15 protein-coding genes and 2 tRNA genes are annotated in these 16,678 nt (G+C 36.9%); 10 read left to right on the top strand and 7 right to left on the bottom strand.

The window, feature by feature from the left end; all coding sequences use genetic code 11:
- Window positions 1-158: 158 nt before the first annotated feature.
- Window positions 159-680 carry a lipocalin family protein gene (locus B3P17_RS10935; protein ID WP_252637633.1) on the top strand — a complete coding sequence of 174 codons (522 nt, stop codon included), beginning with the start codon at window positions 159-161 and terminating at the stop codon, window positions 678-680.
- Window positions 681-787: 107 nt separating this feature from the next.
- Here the strand turns inward: B3P17_RS10935 and groL are convergent, their stop codons facing one another.
- The 3 genes from groL to B3P17_RS10920 all read right to left on the bottom strand — a co-directional run bounded on the left by groL (window position 788) and on the right by B3P17_RS10920 (window position 3,894).
- Entirely contained in the window at window positions 788-2,419 is a 1,632-nt protein-coding gene (gene groL, locus B3P17_RS10930) for a chaperonin GroEL (protein WP_135103738.1), read from the bottom strand.
- Between the two features lie 28 nt (window positions 2,420-2,447).
- Window positions 2,448-2,717: a co-chaperone GroES gene (locus B3P17_RS10925; protein WP_006842334.1), complete on the bottom strand. Its 270-nt coding sequence runs from the start codon at window positions 2,715-2,717 to the stop codon at window positions 2,448-2,450.
- 163 nt (window positions 2,718-2,880) lie between these two features.
- Window positions 2,881-3,894 (bottom strand): L,D-transpeptidase, encoded by a 1,014-nt coding sequence (locus B3P17_RS10920; protein WP_252637634.1) that lies wholly within the window; start codon window positions 3,892-3,894, stop codon window positions 2,881-2,883.
- Window positions 3,895-4,243: 349 nt separating this feature from the next.
- Here B3P17_RS10920 and B3P17_RS10915 point away from each other — a divergent pair, with 349 nt between their 5' ends.
- Both B3P17_RS10915 and B3P17_RS10910 read left to right on the top strand, forming a co-directional pair.
- A complete protein-coding gene (locus B3P17_RS10915; protein ID WP_252637636.1) occupies window positions 4,244-5,329 on the top strand; it encodes a TlpA disulfide reductase family protein in 1,086 nt (361 codons plus the stop codon).
- Window positions 5,330-5,426: 97 nt separating this feature from the next.
- Complete coding sequence (locus B3P17_RS10910) at window positions 5,427-6,536, top strand: TlpA disulfide reductase family protein (protein ID WP_252637637.1); 1,110 nt, start codon at window positions 5,427-5,429, stop codon at window positions 6,534-6,536.
- A 71-nt stretch (window positions 6,537-6,607) separates the two neighbouring features.
- Here B3P17_RS10910 and B3P17_RS10905 read toward each other — a convergent pair whose 3' ends face one another.
- Window positions 6,608-7,594: an adenosine kinase gene (locus B3P17_RS10905; RefSeq protein WP_252637639.1), complete on the bottom strand. Its 987-nt coding sequence runs from the start codon at window positions 7,592-7,594 to the stop codon at window positions 6,608-6,610.
- 83 nt (window positions 7,595-7,677) lie between these two features.
- Between B3P17_RS10905 and B3P17_RS10900 the strand changes: the two genes are divergently transcribed.
- Together B3P17_RS10900 and B3P17_RS10895 are read left to right on the top strand one after the other, a co-directional pair.
- Window positions 7,678-7,751: transfer RNA gene (locus tag B3P17_RS10900), tRNA-Asn, on the top strand.
- A gap of 32 nt (window positions 7,752-7,783) precedes the next feature.
- A tRNA-Asn gene (locus tag B3P17_RS10895) sits at window positions 7,784-7,857 on the top strand.
- Window positions 7,858-7,915: 58 nt separating this feature from the next.
- Here the strand turns inward: B3P17_RS10895 and B3P17_RS10890 are convergent.
- Both B3P17_RS10890 and B3P17_RS10885 read right to left on the bottom strand, forming a co-directional pair.
- Window positions 7,916-10,288 carry a DUF5686 family protein gene (locus B3P17_RS10890; protein ID WP_291105460.1) on the bottom strand — a complete coding sequence of 791 codons (2,373 nt, stop codon included), beginning with the start codon at window positions 10,286-10,288 and terminating at the stop codon, window positions 7,916-7,918.
- 190 nt (window positions 10,289-10,478) lie between these two features.
- On the bottom strand, window positions 10,479-10,928 hold the full coding sequence (locus B3P17_RS10885) for a type I restriction enzyme HsdR N-terminal domain-containing protein (protein ID WP_252637642.1): 450 nt from the start codon (window positions 10,926-10,928) through the stop codon (window positions 10,479-10,481).
- Window positions 10,929-11,006: 78 nt separating this feature from the next.
- Between B3P17_RS10885 and B3P17_RS10880 the strand changes: the two genes are divergently transcribed.
- From B3P17_RS10880 to B3P17_RS10870, 3 genes are read left to right on the top strand one after another with little or no spacing between them, the layout of a single operon-like run.
- Complete coding sequence (locus B3P17_RS10880) at window positions 11,007-11,786, top strand: AMP nucleosidase (RefSeq protein ID WP_252637644.1); 780 nt, start codon at window positions 11,007-11,009, stop codon at window positions 11,784-11,786.
- Window positions 11,780-12,787, top strand: coding sequence for a DNA polymerase III subunit delta (gene holA, locus B3P17_RS10875; protein WP_252637645.1), 1,008 nt, complete (start codon window positions 11,780-11,782; stop codon window positions 12,785-12,787). The genes B3P17_RS10880 and holA overlap by 7 nt, the downstream gene beginning before the upstream one ends.
- An 11-nt stretch (window positions 12,788-12,798) precedes the next feature.
- A complete protein-coding gene (locus B3P17_RS10870) occupies window positions 12,799-13,764 on the top strand; it encodes an alpha/beta hydrolase (protein WP_252637647.1) in 966 nt (321 codons plus the stop codon).
- Between the two features lie 26 nt (window positions 13,765-13,790).
- Here B3P17_RS10870 and B3P17_RS10865 read toward each other — a convergent pair whose 3' ends face one another.
- Window positions 13,791-15,203, bottom strand: a complete 1,413-nt coding sequence (locus tag B3P17_RS10865; RefSeq protein ID WP_291105519.1) for an ATP-dependent DNA helicase — start codon at window positions 15,201-15,203, stop codon at window positions 13,791-13,793.
- Window positions 15,204-15,286: 83 nt separating this feature from the next.
- Here B3P17_RS10865 and B3P17_RS10860 point away from each other — a divergent pair, with 83 nt between their 5' ends.
- Together B3P17_RS10860 and B3P17_RS10855 are read left to right on the top strand one after the other, a co-directional pair.
- Window positions 15,287-16,096, top strand: a complete 810-nt coding sequence (locus B3P17_RS10860) for a DUF3822 family protein (protein ID WP_252637651.1) — start codon at window positions 15,287-15,289, stop codon at window positions 16,094-16,096.
- On the top strand, window positions 16,093-16,638 hold the full coding sequence (locus tag B3P17_RS10855) for an RsmD family RNA methyltransferase (protein ID WP_252637652.1): 546 nt from the start codon (window positions 16,093-16,095) through the stop codon (window positions 16,636-16,638). Before B3P17_RS10860 ends, B3P17_RS10855 begins: the two co-directional genes overlap by 4 nt.
- Window positions 16,639-16,678: the final 40 nt, after the last annotated feature.

The following is a 16,678-nucleotide window of genomic DNA, read 5'->3' as shown; positions in this document are numbered from 1 at the left end:
ATTATTTATATCTTTATCAATGACATAAAAGCGGAGCATCCCATATAAAAGTATAATATTAACTTGTATTGCCTAAATATACTACGGATTAACATTTCTCTTTCAAAAACAATTATTGTATATCTGTTGTTTTTATAGATATGTTATAAGTATGAATTATGAATCTCAAATATCCGTTTATTGCAATCATTATGATTAGTTTATTTGCATCGTGTACAGGTATTCCTAAAAACGCAACAGCAGTCAAAAATTTTGAAGTTGAAAAGTATATGGGACGGTGGTATGAAATAGCCCGGTTCGATTTTCGGTTTGAACGAAATTTAGATAACACTACTGCTGAATATACGTTGAATGAAAACCAAACAGTAGGGGTGCTAAATCAAGGGCATGATTACATCAAGGATACTTGGAAATCGGCAAAAGGAATAGCTAAATTTGTCGGTCCCAAAGATGAAGGCAGGCTTAAGGTTTCTTTCTTCCGTCCGTTTTATGGTTCGTATAATATAATTGCTTTGGATAAGGATTATAAATATGCGCTTGTTGTGGGCAAAAACAAGAAATATATGTGGATTCTTTCACGAACTAAAACGATTCCCGATGATGTGAAAAATAACTATCTTGATTTGGCTAAAAAGCTAGACTTTGATATTGATAAGCTGGTTTGGGTAAATCACGATTGAGTATAGGATACAGTATATAAAAGAAAGAACCGATGGATCAAGATCCATCGGTTCTTTCTTTTATAAGTCCTGTCAACCTTTGTAGGCTGAGGCAATCGAATGATTGATTACATCATTCCGCCCATTCCGCCACCCATTGGAGGCATTGGAGCAGGGTTTTCTTCTTTCTTGTCAGCGATGATACATTCTGTAGTTAAGAACATACCTGCAATAGAAGCTGCGTTTTCAAGAGCTACACGAACTACTTTAGCAGGGTCGATAACTCCGGCTGCATTCAGATTCTCGTAAACATCTGCACGAGCGTTGTAACCGAAATCAGCTTTTCCTTCACGTACTTTCTGTACTACAACAGCACCTTCTTTACCGCTATTGGCTACAATCTGACGAAGAGGTTCTTCGATAGCACGCTTAACGATTTCGATACCGGTAGTTTCGTCTTCGTTTTCACCTTTTAGGTCTTCTAGAGTGCTAATAGCACGGATGTAAGCTACACCACCTCCGGGAACTGTACCTTCCTCGATAGCTGCACGAGTTGCAGAAAGAGCATCGTCAACACGGTCTTTCTTTTCTTTCATCTCTACCTCTGACGGAGCTCCTACATAAAGAACAGCTACACCACCTGCCAATTTAGCAAGACGTTCCTGTAGTTTTTCTTTATCGTAGTCTGATGTTGTTTTTTCCATTTGAGCTCTGATCTGAGATACACGAGCAGCAATAGCATCTTTCTCACCTGCACCGTTTACGATAGTCGTATTATCTTTATTGATAGTTACCTTGTCAGCAGTACCAAGCATGTCGATAGTAGCAGCTTCAAGTTTGATACCTCTCTCTTCTGAGATTACGATACCGCCTGTAAGGATAGCGATGTCTTCAAGCATTTCTTTACGACGATCACCAAATCCGGGAGCTTTAACAGCAGCAATCTTCAAGCCTGCACGAAGACGGTTAACTACTAGTGTAGTCAATGCTTCTGAGTCTATATCTTCTGCAATGATTAGCAATGAGCGACCTGATTTAAGAGCAGATTCAAGAATAGGAAGAATGTCTTTCAATACTGAAATCTTCTTGTCGTGAATCAAGATATATGGGTTTTCAAGGTCAGCTTCCATTTTCTCTGTATCAGTTACAAAGTATGGAGAGATATAACCTCTGTCAAATTGCATACCTTCTACTACATCCACATAAGTTTCTGTACCTTTTGCTTCTTCAACAGTGATAACCCCTTCTTTCTTTACTTTACCCATAGCTTCAGCGATCAGCTTACCTATAGTTTCGTCGCCGTTAGCAGATATCTTAGCTACGTGCTCTATCTTCTGTAGGTCATCACCTACAGCTACAGCCTGAGACTTGATATTTTCTACTACTTTTGCTACAGCTTTATCGATACCACGTTTCAAATCCATTGGATTTGCTCCAGCTGTAACGTTCTTAAGACCAACGCTAACGATCGATTGTGCCAATACTGTGGCAGTAGTGGTACCATCACCCGCATCGTCGTTTGTTTTAGAAGCCACTTCTTTTACAAGTTGAGCTCCCATATTCTGGAATGCTTCTTCCAGTTCTATTTCTTTTGCTACTGTTACACCGTCTTTTGTGATGTGAGGTGCACCAAATTTCTTTTCGATGATTACGTTGCGACCTTTTGGTCCAAGGGTTACTTTTACTGCATTAGCTAATGCATCAACACCTTTTTTTAGCTCGTCGCGAGCATCTATGTTAAACTTAATCTCTTTAGCCATAATGTTATGTTAATTAAAACTGTTAGTATTAAATAATTGCAAGAATATCAGATTGACGCATAATAAGGAAAACTTCGCCGTCAAGTTCTACTTCTGTTCCGGCATATTTGCCATAAAGAACCTGATCTTTTGGTTTTACGATCATATCTTCGTCTTTTGTTCCGTTGCCTACTGCAATAACTTCACCTTTTAGAGGTTTTTCTTTAGCTGTATCCGGAATAATGATACCTCCCACGCTTTTTTCTTCGGCTGCAGCCGGCTTAACAAGCACTCTGTCTGCTAATGGTTTAATACTCATGATTCTTAAATTTTTAATAGTTATATATTAATTTATTTTATGTATTCTGTTTAGATATTAGCGAAATGCGTGCCAAAATGTATTTCTGTCAAAACAGCAGAATCATAGAAATGACAAACTGACAAGTAGTCATTTTCGCTAATGTGTTTTATTAAAATAGAGATTATTCTATAACAAAGATGATGGTTTCTTCTGTTGGCGCCCAGTCATATACAAATTTTGCGTGCGATGTCGCATTGCGCACACACATGTGTGAACGGGGTGTAGTACCCAGCGAAGGGCTATATTCTATGAATGTGGTACTTGGTGCATTCACCGGAATACCGTGTATATATCCTCCGTTTGTAAAGCGATTGGCATAAGGAGCAAAGCCTCCTGTTTCTGTTGTGCCATCGACAAGGAAAAACATCTTTACTTTCTTCTCCTGAAGAACAAATAGCCCCAGTGGGGTTTCTTGCTGATATGGCGGTTTATGCAAACCTGTTGTGGCAGGATTCATACTTCTTACAATCCATTTTTTATCTAGTTTCTCGAGAGTGACGATATTCTCATTGTTGCGATCAACAAATATTGCATGTTTAAATTGTACGGTATCATGAATTGGTTTTACATATTTCTGAGGAACAAGCCATAACTCTTTGGAGTCCGTTGTAGTTATTTTTCTAAAACTCCCGACATTGTCTTTGAATAGTTTTACCAAGGCACCATCTCTGCCATAACGTTCTCCTGTAACAGTATCCGTAGGAAGAAATAGAGGAATCCCTTGAAATCGTTCTACCCCTAATGTGTCGGCAATGCGTTTGTATTCATTCCTTTTATATTTCTTTACTAGAGGAGCTTCTCCATTGTTATTCCGATAATTCTGTAAAATCCCCCAGGCAAAGAATTCTTGTTGAAAGTTTTCGAGAATAGCCAAGCCTTGTTTGATCTTTTCCCATTGGAACTGCCGTGTTGTGTCACGATATGGATATGTGTCTTGCAGGGTGTATTGGTCGTAAAGAAAATCCTTCTCTATGATAATATCTTTGGCTTTTATCCTCTGCATTTTTTGTGCATTCTTCATCAAGAGAGAATCCTGACGTAATTGGCTGAGAAATGAGTCTTGTCCGTTTTTTTCGGAACAAGAATTAAATATAAATAAACAAACGAAAAATAAAGAAATTGTTGTCGCTTTCATCAAAACGTAAAATGTTTCTTGAAGTTTATATGATATAATTTAAATACCGACATTTCATTTTTTGTCACATATGATACAAACAATAAAAATGCTTGATTGTTCGATGTTTATATCTACACGTAAAACAAAAAGTAACAAAGGTAACACTTATTTGCTTCATTTAGAGTGTCACTGTTTTTATATCGAACCATCTCTTTATGAGATAAATTTAATCGTTCAAAATGCAAAATAAATTAAGCCTGAAAGTTACAATAATACATCTCTCGGTTTTAAGTATTAAGTGTTAAATAAGCAAGATTATGAACTATTTACTTATCTTTGCTTGATATTTACTTAATACCTCTTATTAATGAAAAAAATCATATTTCTCTTTTTATCAACCCTTGCAATCTTATTCGTTTCTTGTCAGGGTAATTCTTATTCCATAGAAGGAAAGTTTTCGGATAATTCATTCGACACAAAAGTTGCATATTTACAAAAAATAGATAGCATCAACTCTCAGAAGGCAACAGTAATCGACTCAGTAACGATCTCTGATGGGAAATTCAGTTTTAAAGGGACTGCCGATGAGCCTATGATGGGATTTGTATCTGTAGGCAAACTAGAGAATGCAGATAATGACACACCGATAGGAACACTGATATTAGAACCGGGGAACATCAAAATTACATTTGATAAAACAAACGTAACTCTTGGAGGAACACCCAAGAATGACGAGTTTAATAATATACACAAGGTAATGAACTCTCTTACCGATAAGATATCTAAAATTACGCCTCAGGATGCAAACAACCCTGCAATAAGAGCAGAAGTAGATACTTTGCAAAAACAATTACAGATGTCGACTTTCAATTTTGCAAAGGCAAATATTTCGAATAAAGCCGGTGAGTTTTTATTTTATTCATCAGCAAAATCATTTAGCAAAGATCAACTAAAAGAATTGATAGCTGCCAGCGACAGTACATTCCGAAACAGAGATGAGATCAAGGCATTGGTAAAAGAACTGGACAGAGTGAAACCTGAAGTAGGTAATCCATACAGTGATGCTCAATTGATAGATCAAAGCGGACAGATGGTATCCTTGTCTGACTATGTAGGCAAAAATAAATTAGTGTTGATTGATTTCTGGGCTTCATGGTGTCAGCCATGTATTCAGGAAATACCAAATCTTATAAAGACTTATAATGCATACAAGTCTAAAGGTCTTGAAATAGTCGGTATATCAGTTGATGATGATAAAAACAAATGGACTGCAGCTGTCCAAAACTATAAAATGACTTGGGTACAATTGGCAGATGCAACAACAATGGCATCGCAATTATACGGAGTGCAAAGCATTCCGCATACATTACTTATAGATCAAAATGGCGTTGTTATAGCTACAGATTTAAGAGGTAAAGATTTGGAAGATAAAATAGCTGAAATCCTAAAATAATCTTTAAGTCATAAACAATAAGAGTTTTGTCTTTGTTTTAAACGTAACTCTTAAAAAATTAAGATATACTATTTATTAACCACTATTTTGATTTAGAATGAAGAAAATAATTTTGTTTCTTGCAGCAATTGCAATATTTGCTACTTCTTGTGTAGAGAAAGATGCTTTTACCATTAAAGGTAAATTACCGAATGGTACGTATGACGGACAACAAGTATATCTAAAGACTTTAGATGAGAATTGGAAAGACCTTGTGGCTGTTGACACCGTAGATGTTGTTGACGGAGAATTTGTTTTCAAAGGACTAGCCAAAGATGGTGCAAAAATACATTTCATCTCATTGGATGATGCGCCTGACAATATGAACAGACCTGTTTTGGTAGTAGTGGAACCCGGACAGATAGAAGTTTCTCTCGATAGCATTTCTACAGTAAAAGGTACTCCTTTGAATAATGCTTGTCAAGCGTTTAATACAAAGAGCCAGGCTATAGAAAATGAAATGATGTCTATCTCTTCCAAGTTGAGGGATGATTCAACGAATACAGGCAATAAAGCTGAACTCGAAAAACAGTATGAAGACAAATATAATGTTTGGACAAAAGAAACTTTCGACTTTGTAAAAGAAAATATACAAAACCAACTGGGAGTTTATTTCTTATCTCGCAACTTTTATCGCTTCTCTGCCGAACAGCTTAATGAGCTTATTCCGTCTATTAAACCAGAATATAAGTCTATAGCCAGAATACAAAAGGTGGAAAAAGTAGCCAAAGCTCTCGATGCAACGTCTGTAGGGAAAACTTTTACCGATATAAAAGGTAAAACTCCGGAAGGAAAAGATATAGCATTAGCAGATTTTGCAGGTAAAGGAAAATATGTTTTGGTCGATTTCTGGGCTTCATGGTGTCCTCCATGTCGTGCCGAAATGCCAAAGCTTGTAGAACTTTATAAGCAATACGGTGCCAAAGGGGTAGAGATCGTAGGTATCTCTTTAGATAAAACAAATGAAGATTGGGTGAAAGGAATCAAGAATCTGAATATTACATGGCCTCAAATCTCAGACCTTAAATTCTGGGATAGTGAAGGTGCTGCAATATATGGTGTGTCTTCTATTCCTCACTTGATGTTGTTAGACAAAGATGGTAAAATATTAGCCAGAGGTCTGAATGCTGAAGAAGCAACTAAAAAGATAGAAGAGCTTTTGAAATAACAAAAGAGCCGATCATAAATTAAAAAGCCTGTTTTTGTAAAAAACAGGCTTTTTTGTTACTCAGTAGTATCTCATAATACTTTCTTTATTTTTTCGATCTCGTCATCTATATCATTCCACTCGTTGTCGCCCACTTTAGCTCCTATCTTTTGAATTACGTATGCGGCTAGTAGAGTTCCTATTTGACCACTGATAAAAAGTGAATAGTTTTGTATCAGTCCATATATAAATCCGGCTGCATATAGGTCTCCTGCTCCCGTTGTGTCTACACAGTTTACTTTGTATGCGGGAACAAATATCTTTTCGTCTCCTTGTTGTATCCACGATCCTTTGTCTCCAACTTTCACTATAGCTATATCTGTTTGTTTAGCTAATAAAGAGACTGCTTCTTCGGCTTCTACATTCAATAGGGCTCTTGCTTCCTCTTCGTTCGCAAAGACGATGTCTGTGTACATAGGGATAATGTCTAGAAGAAATTGACAGTTCGCTTCCACTACATTATAACTGGCAAGGTCGAGTACAACTTTTGCTCCTGCTTCTCTGGCTAATTCGATTGCTCTGCGGATCAGTGCATGGCTTTGTACCAGATAACCCTCAATATAGAAATACTTGTAACCTTCAAAATCGGCTGTTTTAAGCTCTTCTGCATCCAATAGGGCAGCAGCTCCTAAGTATGTACCAAAAGTACGCTCTCCGTCCTTGGAAATGAACGTAGATGCAACACCCGAAGGTTCATCAACCTCGGTCAGGTGAGATTTGATCTTGTATTTATTTAAGTCTTCTTTAAAGAAGTTTCCATAAAAGTCTTTTCCTACTTTTCCCAGAAAGCCGGTTTCGATTCCCAGACGGGATAATCCTACGATTGTATTCGATGCCGAACCGCCTGATATAATATTCTTTTTTAATTTATTTATTTCACCCGATAATATTTCAAACTTCTTGTCATCTATAAGCTGCATGCTACCTTTCGGTAGTTCAAGGAGTTCTAACATCTTATCGTCTTCTATAATTGCCAAAACATCCACTAAGGCATTGCCCATTCCTAATACTTTTGCCATTCTTCTTCGTTTTTTTTTGCAAAGATATTGCATAATTCAGAAATAAGGTCTATTTTTGCGTCACTTTTGAGAGAAACAAACACTCTTCCTTAGCTCAGTCGGTTAGAGCATCTGACTGTTAATCAGAGGGTCCTTGGTTCAAGTCCAAGAGGAAGAGCAAAATAAACAAGATTTCTTTCAAAAGTACATTCTTCCTTAGCTCAGTCGGTTAGAGCATCTGACTGTTAATCAGAGGGTCCTTGGTTCAAGTCCAAGAGGAAGAGCAAAAAGAGTTACATGAAAATGTAACTCTTTTGTTTTTTATATAGATACCTCAAATGATTAATCTTTCAATAGCAGAAGAGACTGAAGATTTAAAGAGAATCTGACTCCTGCCGTTTTGTAATCGAAGTTGTTGAAAGAAGAAAATACGCCCATCCCAAACATTCTTGTAATATTTATTGAATAGCCGATCTCTGAATAAAATTTTATGTCGGGAGTATACAATGTCTTAAAGTGCAATCCTTCAAAAAATGGTTTTCCTTGTAGAAACGAAAGGCGTTTGAGTAAAAAATATTGACTGGCATAATTGAATGAGAGTGTAACCCAGTAATGGTTTGCCTGCAATTCATAATTATCGAGCAAAAGAAATGAGTCGAACAGTGAGCCCAAGTTGAAAACAAGGTCGGGCGCACCATAAAACTGGTAATCGGCAAAGTGCAAGTTTTTTCTAGCACCGACAAAAGCTCCTGCTTCAAACTTATAATCTAGTTTATCGAAATAATTCAATCGGATATTTTGTACAGCTCCGCCTTTTATTTTTCGATATTGTGAATTGTTCGTTTGCCAAGAAGAGAAGCCTTCTTCATACTGAAGATGAAAAACAAGGGGCGATTCATTATTCTGGATTGTATAGTTTGCAAACGGAACATAAGAGAGTCCCACAGAATAATATGTTCTGTCGAAACGCTTATCGGGATTTATATTCGGTGTGATATTGTCCCTTTCTATAATCGTAAAATCTGTATTGTTATTTAATCCTGCCCGTCTTTCAACTCCAAGCCCGACTGTTAGCTTTAGCTTCTTTGTCAGATCTATATCATTATTTACTGAGACATAATCTTTCTGATAGAAAGAATTGTAGTTTTTACCTAGAAACAAAGAGCTGAAATAGTTATTATATCGCGTTATGCTTAAGCTATTGAAATCGGCAGTATGGGAGCCGATGGAGAACTTTAGCTTTCCTGCTCTTTCGGGCAAGTAGTTATACGTAAAGTCGCTTCCCCCTATAAGCCGATGTCTTGCTGTCGTATAGTATATGTAAGGGCTGATTTCGAGTTGTTGATCTTTGTCTATTTGCGATTTGAGATAAAAACGATTTCCGAGCCAGAAACCATCCACATAGTTGTAATCTCTGAATATCATTTTCACACCACCATATCTCAACGACCACTTGCTAGAGTCATTTCCTAAAAAATAATCTCCCAGCAACGCCTTTCCATACCAAGGCTTAGATGCTATTCTTTCTTTTAACCTAAAGTGATCGAGAATCTCCAATCGTTCTGTATTTACAGGAAACATTCTTATACTGTCCCAAAATGTGGAATCTTGGGTATAAGCATCTTTGTTAAATGTTATTTTGTCATTGATTTTTGGTCGTTCATCTCCTCTGCTTATAACACCTATTGCTTCTCCGCCATTATCTATCTTCTTATATTTTAGAGATGTCAGATATGTAACGTTTCCCTTATTTCCTAAGATATTGATGCTTATATCAGTTTGATATGTTATCGGAAGGTTAGGGTGCCCATCAATTGTCTGATATGTGATTTGATTAACAGTTTCCAGACCTTGGAATTTTCTATACAACTTAGCACAGGTTATATTACCGTCATCTGTAATGTACAAGTCTCCGTTCAGTAATTTGTAATCATCATATCGTGGAACAACCTCTATCTTGTTGATGACTTTGCCATCTTCCAAGTAATAGCCTTTATATTTGAATTTATAATAAGAAGATACTCTTCTCCCTAAAGGAGAAATACTGCCATTGAACCAATCGGAGAATAGAGATTCACTGAGAAGCCCTATAGCTCCTCTTGTATTCATAGCATCAGCAATATTTCCGGTATATCCGTTTACTTGAATTTTGTAGTTATTGGGTGCTGTATATTTTACTGCGCAATTGATTTCCTGATGTATGATCTTATTCTCGAGATCGGAGACATTTCCATTCTCTATTTTCTTTACGACTGTATTTGTGAGCTCTGTTATTCTGGTTAATGTTAAGTTACCTTTGATATAGGCATCAGCGTCGTACGATGTATAAGATGCCGCTTTTCTTGTTACTTTGTTTAGTATATCGTTTCCTGTCAGTTCTATTTTCCTATCGGTATTTTGATATTCATAGAATGGATATGCTATGAGTGTAATCTCGACTTCACACGCTTTATCCTTTTGAATAGAAACAGACTGTTTCTGCGTTTTATATCCTATCTGTTTATAAACAAACGTGTAGTCTCCCGGTGGAAGATTGAGCTGGAATAATCCCTCATTGTTGGTCACCAACCCCTTTTTTTCTTCTTCTATATAGATAGAAGTATATGGTACACCGACTCCTGAGGAATTTTTGACAAAACCTTTAAGGTATTGGGAAAAGACCTCACATGGGTATAAAAATAACACAAAAACAACTAAAGCAAGGGTAAGCTTCATCCTTTGATTTCCATAATAAACTATCACGCTTCAAAATTAATATTATTGTAGAATCAAAGAACTTTGCTTATTGTCAATCTTATTCAACAAGAGAAATTATAACATTTTATCACATTTTTGTGACAATAAGAGATGAATACGACTTACTTTAAAGCTAGTAGTATTGCTTTAAGATGTAGTTTGGTGTTTATTATAAATCAGTGTAGTTAGGGATATCCGATAGGTAATTGAATGACTGCTTATTATAGTCTATTATGCAGCAATAATGATTCAGACCATTGGACACGATCAGATATTTAACTTTCAATACAATGTTATACCTTACAATCTGATCAAAGACTTGTTGTGTGATATCTACATCCGGTGCCTTATATTCTATAATCATCAGGGGTGATAAATCACGATTATACACTACCGAATCGCAGCGTTTTTTCAGCTTGTTGAGGTCAATCTGAATTTCGTTCGCAATTAGGGCTGCGGGATAGCCTTTTTCTCTTAACAAAAAGTTCACAAAGTGTTGCCTGACCCACTCTTCAGGTGTCAATGCTACAAACTTACGCCGTAAAGGATCTAAGATAGAGAGTTTTCCACCTATCTTTTTTACATTTATATCGAAGGACGGTAAATTTAACTCTAACATTTGCTACCTTTGTTAAATCCGCATATCAAATAATAAGGGATAGTGCTTGTTTATTAGACGAACAAAAGTAGAATTTATATGAAAACAAAACAAGAAATTGTAGCAAATTGGCTACCACGCTATACGAAAAGACCACTCGAGCAATTTACAAAATATATATTATTAACCAACTTTGCCAAATACGTAGAAGTTTTTGCTCATCACTTTAATGTCCCTATTTTAGGATTGGATGGCAATATGCCAAATGCCTCGGCAGAAGGAATTACAATTATAAATTTTGGTATGGGTAGCGCCAATGCTGCTACTATAATGGATCTGTTGAGTGCCGTAGAGCCCGAAGCTGTACTTTTCCTTGGAAAGTGTGGAGGACTGAAAAAGCATAATAATTTAGGGGATTATATATTACCGATAGCAGCTATCAGAGGAGAAGGAACATCGAATGATTATCTTCCACCTGAAGTGCCGTCTCTACCTGCTTTCAGCCTTTTAAGATCGGTGTCCTCTACGATACGTAACCATAATAAGGATTACTGGACAGGGACGGTATATACTACAAACCGCCGAGTATGGGAGCACGATGATAAGTTTAAGGAGTATCTTCTTCAGATACGAACTATGGCTGTAGATATGGAAACCGCAACACTGTTTACTTGCGGCTTTGCAAATCAGATACCCACAGGGGCATTACTCTTGGTGTCGGATCAGCCAATGATTTCTGATGGTGTAAAAACCGAAAAAAGTGATAACATTGTCACACAGAATTTTGTAGAAGAGCATGTCATAGTGGGTATCGAATCGCTAATGACTTTAATTAATAACGGAGAAACAGTAAAACACCTACGCTTCGAAACATGGTAACATTTGAGCAGATAGTTACAGAGATTAAAGCACGAAAGTACAGACCTGTATATCTTTTTATGGGTGATGAACCTTATTATATAGATGAGCTTACGAATATGTTGACTGAAACCGTTTTGCCTGAAGAGGAACGCGATTTTAATCAGAGTATACTGTATGGGATGGAAACGAATGTTACAGCCGTGATAACAATGGCTCGCAGTTACCCGATGATGTCGGATCATCAACTCATTGTAATCAAGGAAGCTCAAAACCTAAGTAAAATAGAGGAACTCGAAGTATACGTAAAGAACCCGCTAAAATCTACTATACTTGTTCTCAATTATAAAGGGGGCTCTCTCGATAAAAGGAAGAAGCTATATGCCGAGATTGACAAAATGGGAGCTATTTTTGAGTCGAAGAAAATACCGGAGTATAAGATTCCGGCATTTATTACTTCCTATATATTGTCAAAAGGCTTGAGTATCGATCAGAAATCTGCACAGATGCTATCCGACTATTTGGGGAATGATCTGAGTAAGCTTACAAATGAGATTGCAAAACTGTTAATAGCTATACCGCCCGGGCAGATGCGTATTACGGCAGACCTTATTGAAGAAAATATAGGTATCAGTAAAGATTTTAATAATTTTGAATTGCTAAATGCAATTATAAATAAAAATATATTTAAGGTAAATCAGATTGCTGACTATTTCGAAAAGAATCCGAAGAACAATCCGATGATTATGACCATGTCGGTACTCTTCAACTTTTTCAGCAACCTGATGATTTGCTATTGGGCAAAAAATAAAACAGAGCAAGGTCTTGCAACCGAACTTGGACTTAGAAACCCCTATCAGGCTAAAGACTACGTTATTGCCTTGAAGAATTATAATGCGTTTAAGTGCATGGAAATTATCGGTCTCTTACGTATATACGATGCCAAATCAAAAGGCGTTGATAACAACTCTGCCCCTGACGGGGAATTACTGAAAGAATTACTATATAAAATAACTCACTGAATTTGTACATTATGGGAAAGAGAATAATAACATCATTGCTTATTTCGCTATTTGTCTCTATTTCATTGTTTGCTGATGAATATATTGACAAGCAGACGTACGTGTATTCTGTAAAAGATGGTAGCTCGTTGAAACTGGATAGATACTATCTTAAAGATGATGAAGCAGTAGCTGTAAAGGTTACCCCTTGTATTGTTTTTATGTTCGGAGGTGGTTTTGCAGCCGGCGAACGTGACGGCGAACAGTATGTGGACTATTTTCATAAGTTGGTAGAAAAAGGATATCAAGTTGTATCTATCGACTATCGCTTAGGAATGAAAAATATTGGTGATGGCTCGCAGATCGACCCAATGCGTTTTGCTGCATTATTGACCAACAGTATAACAATGGCTGTAGAAGATCTTTTTGATGCAACCACCTTTGTATATAATCATGCTGATGATTGGAATCTCGAAAAAGATGAAATTATTACGAATGGTTCGAGTGCCGGAGCTGTTGCCGTTCTGCACGGAGAATATGCAATATGCAATAAGAGCAAGCTTGCAGAGAAGCTTCCTCAAGGGTTTAATTATGCCGGAACAATTGCTTTTGCCGGAGCTATCTTTAGTACAAGCGGAGATTTGAAATGGCAAACAGAACCATCGCCTATACAGATGTTTCACGGAGATGCCGACCGGAATGTTCCATTTGATAAAACAGAAATGCTTCAGGTTGGGCTGTATGGTTCGAAACATATTGCAAAACAGCTTCAAGAATTGAATACTCCATATTATTTCTACAAAGTAGAAAATGCTGCACATGAAATAGCCGAACGTCCGATGAAAGAGAACATAAATGAAATATGCTCATTTATTGATAAGCTGATCATAGGCAAAGACAACTTGATGATAAACACAGGAGAGGTAGAAATAGGTAAGCCCGAATTGAAAAAAGACTTCGACTTAATGGATTATATAAAAGCTAACTTTGGAGGATAGTCTTTTACACATTATTCCGTTTTATTTTATACAAACTCGTCGGGAAGATTTACTAAATACAGTTTCTTCCCGGCTCGGGTAATTGCCGTGTAGAGCCAGCGATAAAAGTTTATCCCTAAATGTTCCTCCGAAATATAGCCTAAGTCAAGAAAAACGGTACTCCATTCACCCCCCTGTGCCTTGTGGCAGGTGACAGCATAGGCAAATTTTACTTGTACAGCATTATAGAAAGGGTCGGTTTTCAGCTTTTTCATTTTCCCGGCCTTTGTAGATATATCAGAGTAATCTTCTAATATATTTAGGAATAATTCTTCTGCACGCTCACGAGGTAATCCCGAAACATCAGAGTAAAGCGTATCCATAAGTATCTTGATTTCGAACTCTATATCATAATCGAGGCTCCTAACCAAGACATCACAAAAGCGGAATCCATACAATTCTTGTTCACGGCGAACACGAAGCACTTCTACTATTTCACCATTCGCTAAGAAATCTATTCCTTCTATGTTTTCTGTCCAATAATAATTATTTTTAGTGATCATCAGCATATCTCCCGCCGATAATTCCTCCTCTCTGTATAGAATCCTGTTGCGCACCCCCTGATTGTAGATGTTACATCGCTTATTGGAGCGGGAAACAATCATCGTATTGTCTAGCCCTTCTCTATCATAAGATGCGGAAATCTCATCGATAAGGTCTTCTCCGTTGATGCGTACAATATCGTTAAAATTATCGAGAAGGAGTTTGGGATATGCTCCGGTTTCTCCTTTGCTCAACAGATTACGTATATTGGTGGCATTATAAAGGATGCCCGAACTTTCAGCTTGCCGCACTATCTGTGAGAGCATAGCCTCATAAATATCGAGTCCGTAGCCTTCGAGTACTGCCGTTTGTAGGGCAGGGCTATCTTCTTCCATAACAGGTGGCAACTGTGCCGAATCGCCAATAAGCAATAAGCGACAGTTTTCGCTAGAATAGACATAATGAATGAGATCATCGAGCAGATGCCCTGTACCAAAGAAGGATGCATCCATTCCACTATTACTGATCATAGAAGCTTCATCTACAATAAAAAGTGTGTCTTTATGCAGATTATCCATCAGTCCAAAGCTTCCGAAGTCTCCTGCATACTTCTGTTGTCGGTATATTTTCTTGTGAATGGTAAAAGCCGGATGGCTGGCATAGGATGAAAACACTTTCGCTGCTCGTCCTGTAGGCGCTAGTAATACTGTTTTTTGCTTAAACTCGGTCATCGTTTTTACTAAGGCTCCGAGCAAAGAAGACTTTCCTGTTCCGGCATATCCCCGCAACAAAAACAGAGTCTCTTCTTTTTGTAAAAATAAGAAGTTTACGATCCTCTCCAAAGCTTCATTTTGTTGGCTTGTTGGTTCGAATGGGAAATTCTCTATTATTTTACTGCGGAAGAAATCATTGATCATAGCGGAAAGAAATGGTGAATTGAAGGTCAAAAATAGCAGATAAAAATATCTTTTTCTAACTTTGTGTATAGAAATACCAAAATATGTTTTTACCGGAAAGTATAGACCTCGGACAATCAGATAGATATGTGTTATCGATACGGATAACGCCCTATAGCTTTATGTTCTCTATTTCAGATCCTGAGACAAAAGAGAACTATTGTCTGCGTGAAACATCTTTTTCGATGAGCGATAACCTTCTGGCAAATATTCAACGAATCATTTTTGATTTTAATTTTCTTACGCAGGAGTTTAAGCAGACCAATGTTGTTTTTGTTTCATCAAGCTATGATCTGATTCCTGCCCGATATTTTGATCTTAAAGAGAAAGAGCATTTGTATAATTTTACACATGTTGAGAAAGCAAGCCATCTATCTACGGGTTTTATCAAAAACCAGGATGTGACTACATTGTTTAATTTGAATAAAGATATTTTTGACTTTCTATCCAGAAGCCTTTGGGCTCCGCACTTTTTTCATCATACCAATTTGCTTATCAATTACTTTGAAGATAAAAATAAGCTTACAGGGAATGCTTCGAGAATGTATTTAAACTTTCACGATAATTTCCTCGATATTATTTGTTTTACCGGGCCAAAATTGGTTCATAGCTTAACGCATACGAATGAACAAATAACAAACCAGCTATATTATATTCTTAAACTTTGGGAGCAATGCAGGTTCAGCCAACTGGATGATTATCTTTTTATAGTCGGGAATCCCGATCTGCAATTGGTGAAACTTCTGCAACAATATATAAAAAACATTGAGCAACAGAATATTCCGAGTGAGATTTTCTTGTGGAATGAAGATGCTCAAAAAGCTCCATTAGACTTACTAACATTATCATTATGAGAATTATCAGTGGGAAATATAAAGGGCGTAGATTTGATCCTCCTAAAAGTTTCAAGGCACGTCCTACAACAGATTTTGCAAAAGAAAATATATTTAACGTCCTGAACAACTCTATAGACTGGGAAGAAACTACAGCATTAGACCTTTTTGGAGGTACAGGTAGTATTAGTTTCGAATTGGTTTCGCGAGGGTGTCCACGTGTTGTATGTGTAGAGAAAAACTTTGCTCATGCTTCATTCATCGAAAAAACAAAAGCAGAATTACAAATACAATCGGAGCTAATGCTCTCCAAGATGGATGTATTCAGTTATTTGGTGCATTGTAAAGAGCAGTTTGATTTTATTTTTGCCGACCCTCCTTATGATTTAAAGCATTTTGAAGATGTGCCTAAGCTTGTATTCGAAAAAGAATTGATAAAGCCGGGGGGAATATTTATTCTTGAACATTCTAAGGATTATAATTTCTCTAATTATCCGTTATTCGAAGATCAACGAGTATATGGAAGTGTGAATTTTACCGTATTTAGGAATGGTTCTATATAAAAAAGAAAAGGTTGTCATCTCGACAACCAATCTTCATTGT

This window comes from Dysgonomonas sp. UBA7630, assembly GCF_002483985.1.
Classification (GTDB): domain Bacteria; phylum Bacteroidota; class Bacteroidia; order Bacteroidales; family Dysgonomonadaceae; genus Dysgonomonas.
Note: the sequence above shows the minus strand (reverse complement) of the source record. Positions and strands in the feature narration are given on the sequence as shown.